Annotated in this window: 4 protein-coding genes; 2 read left to right on the top strand and 2 right to left on the bottom strand. The window is 60.8% G+C overall.

Annotated elements, in window-relative coordinates; translation table 11 throughout:
- Window positions 1-180 precede the first annotated feature (180 nt).
- Both LAT62_RS16020 and dusA read right to left on the bottom strand, forming a co-directional pair.
- On the bottom strand, window positions 181-1,023 hold the full coding sequence (locus LAT62_RS16020; protein ID WP_293386187.1) for a DNA replication terminus site-binding protein: 843 nt from the start codon (window positions 1,021-1,023) through the stop codon (window positions 181-183).
- Window positions 1,024-1,025: 2 nt separating this feature from the next.
- Window positions 1,026-2,033: a tRNA dihydrouridine(20/20a) synthase DusA gene (gene dusA, locus LAT62_RS16025; protein WP_293386189.1), complete on the bottom strand. Its 1,008-nt coding sequence runs from the start codon at window positions 2,031-2,033 to the stop codon at window positions 1,026-1,028.
- Between the two features lie 165 nt (window positions 2,034-2,198).
- On the opposite strand from dusA, the gene LAT62_RS16030 reads away from it, so the two are divergent.
- Entirely contained in the window at window positions 2,199-3,851 is a 1,653-nt protein-coding gene (locus LAT62_RS16030; RefSeq protein WP_293386191.1) for a hypothetical protein, read from the top strand.
- A gap of 7 nt (window positions 3,852-3,858) precedes the next feature.
- Window positions 3,859-4,476 (top strand): hypothetical protein, encoded by a 618-nt coding sequence (locus LAT62_RS16035; protein WP_293386193.1) that lies wholly within the window; start codon window positions 3,859-3,861, stop codon window positions 4,474-4,476.
- The last annotated feature ends 68 nt before the right edge of the window (window positions 4,477-4,544 follow it).

A 4,544-nucleotide genomic window follows, 5' to 3' on the forward strand; every position in this document is an offset into this window, starting at 1 on the left:
ATCGCGCAACGGGGTGCGCTCCCACGGCACGGGTTTCCTGTAGGAGGCCAGCCCCTTGGCCGATGGCGGCACAGCCGCCCATTCAAGGGGCCTGCGGCCCCATCGCGCAACGGGGTGCGCTCCCACGGCACGGGTTTCCTGTAGGAGGCCAGCCCCCTGGCCGATGGCGGCGTAGCCGCCTTATCGATACCGATAAACCCGCAAACTGGGTACGAAAGGCTCGTCTTCCAACTTCTGGTCGCTGCGCCGGGCGCGCTGGCGGGTTTCGGGCGGGCGTTCCGGTGGGGGGACTATTTCGGGGAAGCTGTAACCACCGCCTTCTTCAAGGGGTATGAAAATGGGCAGGGCGGCGTTGAAGGCCTCTCGGTCGCCTTCCGGATACCGCACATTGGCCCGAATCAGCGGCGCCTGCTGCTGCACCTGTGCCAAGGGTTCGTTGTCTGGCAGGCTGGCTACCTTGCGGTACTGCACTTCGATATGCGGCTTGTCCGAGCCGTAGTCTTCCAGTTTTTCCAGCACCTCGGCACGACTCAGGCGCTTGATGGAGCGGCCGCTCTGATACCAGGTGAAACTGATTTTGTCCGGCCGCCGGTCGAGCAGGGGCAGGGTGCGGCTGAACTGCTTCAAATGCAGGCGAACCAGCCCCTCGTCGGCCAGCTCACCCTGTACCGCCCGGGCCCGTCTGGCCAGGCGCAGTGAGGTGTCCAGCCAGAGGTCGGGTCGCTCACGCTTGACCTGCAGCAGGGCCTGATGAAACTCGGTGCGCAGTTCGTTGTTGCGTTGCAGCAGACCCATGGTGATGGGCCCTACCTTGGACACGCCGATGTGGCGTCGGGTGGCGCGACCATCCTGACCGTCCAGATACCAGACATCGGTCAGGGAGTGGCACAACTGCTGAATGGTTTCGTTCAGGTGATTGGCGCCCGACATCCAGCTTTGTGGCACATCGCGGCGAATGAGTTCGCGCAGACGGCGGGTAATGGCCAGCCAGTCATCAAACAGGTAGGTGAGTTCAGCGCTCACCGTCAGCCGGCCTGCGCTGCCGGTGCGCGCTCGGCAGCGCGTTCGACCTGTTGCAGAGCAGCAAGGAAAACGTCGATGCCGGCATCAGGTCTGTGCGCCTGTTCACTGAGATGACGCCGGTACTGGCGCGCCCCCGGGCACTGATGAAAAAGATTGAACAACGGCTTGATGACATGGTGCAACCGTTGACCGGCCGCCAGTTCCCGTTCTATGTAGGGCAGCATGGCCTCGGCCGCCTGCTGGGCAGTCAACGGGGCCCGCTGATCTTCGGCAAACAGGGCCTGGTCGACATCGGCCAGGCACATGGGCTGGTGCCAGACGGCACGGCCCAGCATGACTCCGTCAACATGCGGCAGATGCTGTGCCGCGTCCGGCCGCTGAATGCCGCCGTTGATGATGATCTCCAGGTGCGGGAAGTCGCGCTTCAACTGATAGACCCGGTCATAGTCCAGTGGTGGGACATCCCTGTTTTCACGCGGGCTAAGCCCCTGCAGAAAGGCCTTACGTGCGTGGACGATAAAGGTTTCGCAGCCGCCCTCGGCGACGGTGCCGACAAAATCCGTCAGAAAGGCGTAGCTGTCCTGATCATCTATGCCGATCCGATGCTTTACCGTGACCGGCAGCGACGTGGCTTCGCGCATGGCCGCCACCCCATCACGCACCAGGCCTGCATGGCCCATCAGTACGGCACCGATCATGCCGTTCTGCACCCGGTCGCTCGGGCAGCCAACGTTCAGATTGACCTCATCGTAGCCCCATTGCTCCGCCAGGCGGGCGCAGTGGGCCAGATCTGCCGGTTCACTGCCACCCAGTTGCAGGCCCACCGGAGACTCTGCCGGATCAAAGCGCAGAAAACGGGCCGGATCAGCATGAAGAAGCGCGCCGGTCGTTACCATTTCGGTATAGAGCACCGTATGGTGAGACAGAAGGCGCCAGAAATAGCGGCAGTGTCGGTCGGTCCAGTCCATCATGGGGGCAGTGCAGAACCGATGATCAATACGCTTGGGCATGCCGGGGTCCGGGTCAGGTGAAAATCACGTCGGCCGCTATTTTAATGACTGGGCCCGACAGTGCAAACTGGCTCTCATTCTTGGCACCACTATAGTCAACACACTGTAAGGCGCGCGCCTGATGCGTTAAAGTGACGGTGCTAAGTGGTGGAGATCAAAAAGAATATGACCAGCAAAGCGACACTGAACGCGCTCAAAGCGGAATTGGAGAAGACGGTCGGTACGGCCCAGCAGGCGTTGGAGCAGTATCTGACCGCCTCGCAGAGTCTGGATGACTGGCAGCGCTGTGTCGATGCTTTTCAGCAGCTACGCGGAACCTTTTCCATGCTGGAGCACAAGGGCGCCGCCCTGCTGTGTGAGGAATCTGTCCAGTTGCTGCAGTTCCTGCCGGTAGAGTCCCCGGGCAAGCACGAGTCCGAGTTCGAAGCGTTGACACAGGCACTGGTGTTATTGAGCAAATATCTGGAGTTTCAGGAAGTCGGACGCGCGCCCTATCCGGAGATCCTGTTGCCTACCATCAATCGCCTGCGCCAGTCGCGTCGGGTTTCTCCGTTGCGCGAAGGCTGCTTTCATACCTTTGCCTACAAGTTGAAGCCCCAGTCTCCAGCGCTTGATGATCTGGACGCCAATGGCATCAAGCTGCTGCGCAAATACCGACACATGTTCCAGGCTGGTCTGCTGCACGTACTGCGTGAAGAGCGCAGCAACAGTGCCCTGACCTATGTGGCCTTGAGCCTGCGGCGTACCCACAAGTTGCTGGCCGACAGCACCTGGGCCGAGTTCTGGGCTCTGGTGGCCATGGCCGGAGAAGGGATTGCACACAGCCAGGAAGGGCCTTTGTCTCCGGCGCGGCGCGTCTGGTTCAGCCAGGTCGACCGCGCATTGCGTACTGTGGTGCAGAAGGGCAGCGCCGGGTTGAAAACCGCGCCGCCAAAGCCGCTGGTGCAGGACTGTCTGTACTATATTGCATTGACCGCCGATGCAGCGCCGCGGTTGCGGGTCTATCAGGAACGCTTCCCGACGATCAGACTCCAGTACACCTCGCGCCAGTTGCGCGAACAGGAACAATTGATGCGCGGGCCGGGGCAGTCTGTGCTGCAAAGCCTGTCCGAAGCATTGCAGGAAGAGTTCAACAATATCAAGGACACGATGGATATCGCGGCGGCCGGCGATGAACAGTTTTCCGCCTACCGGTTGCGTGATCAACTGAACCAGATCACCGATACGCTGGATATGGTGGGGCTGACCAGCCCGGCCAATGTCATGCGGCGGATGTGGGAGCAGGTAAAATCCTGGCCCGACAACGCGGCCCCCCGTCATGGCGAACTGATGCGCATCGCCGATTCTGTTCTCTATGCCGAGTCGGCACTGTCACGTTTGAATCTGACGGGCCACCGACTGACCTCCGAAGACAGTCAGGCGGGTGCGCACAGCGCTTATCTGCATCAGGCCAGAGTAGCGGTACTGGATGAAATGGAAACCGGCCTGTCAGTCTGCAAGCGTGCCATTTCAGCCTTTATGGACAGCAATCGGGATGTACTGCATCTCGCCAATGTGCCCTCGACTCTGCGCGGCGTCTATGGGGCGCTGGTCTTTATGGACGCCCCGAACGGTCTGTCGATTCTGCAGGAGTGCATCGATTTTGTGGACGGATTGAAAGCCGGTAAGCTGGAGGTGTCCGACAGCCAGTTGGATGCTTTTGCGGATGCGCTGAGCAGTCTGGAGTTTTTCCTTGAAGGACTGCTCAGCGGGCAACAGAATCAGGACGTGATTCGGGTGGCGCAAGCCAGTCTGGATCAGCTACCCAAGGGAGAGTGACAACCGGATGATAACTCTGCTGCTGCTTGGTGCCAGCGCGTTTGTGGTGCTGTGTGTGGCGCTGTGGCTATTGGCCCGAACGCGCTGGCTGGTCGGCTTCCTGGCCGGCACGCTGGGTCTGGGTATTCTGGCTGCTGCGCTGCTGCTGGGGTTGATGACCTTTCGCTTGTTTCAGTATGAGCCGGTCTCGGACCAAACCATCCTGGGGACGCTGACCCTGTCCGAGCGTTCTGACGCCGCGCACTATCGAGTCGCACTGACGCAAAACCAGACCATGAACAATTTCGAGATCACCGGCAATCAGTGGCGCCTGAGCGGGTCACTGCTGCAGGTGCCGCGATTCCTGGTGATCGGCCCGCGCGAGCGCTATTTTATCGTCAATCGGGTAGAGGGGCGGTTCACGACGCTGGAAGACGAGATGAGCGCCTCGCGGGATGAACGAGGTGAACCCTTCTACTTGTTATTGGCAGATGACGCGCTGAAAAGACTCTTTTCGTCCGAGCGCTTGTTCACACCGCTGTTGCCCGTCGCCTCCGAGGCGATATTCAGCCTGGAGTTCAGGGCCGGCACCTTGCGCCTGAGGGCGGTTAATGAACCGGCGCAGGAAGCCCTCTCGGGCGGCTGAGGCTGGCGGCCCAATCGCGCAACGGGGTGCGCTCCTACAGCACGATCGGTGCCTGTATTCCGTAGGAG

This window comes from Natronospirillum sp. (genome assembly GCF_022565775.1).
Classification (GTDB): Bacteria; Pseudomonadota; Gammaproteobacteria; order Pseudomonadales; family Natronospirillaceae; genus Natronospirillum.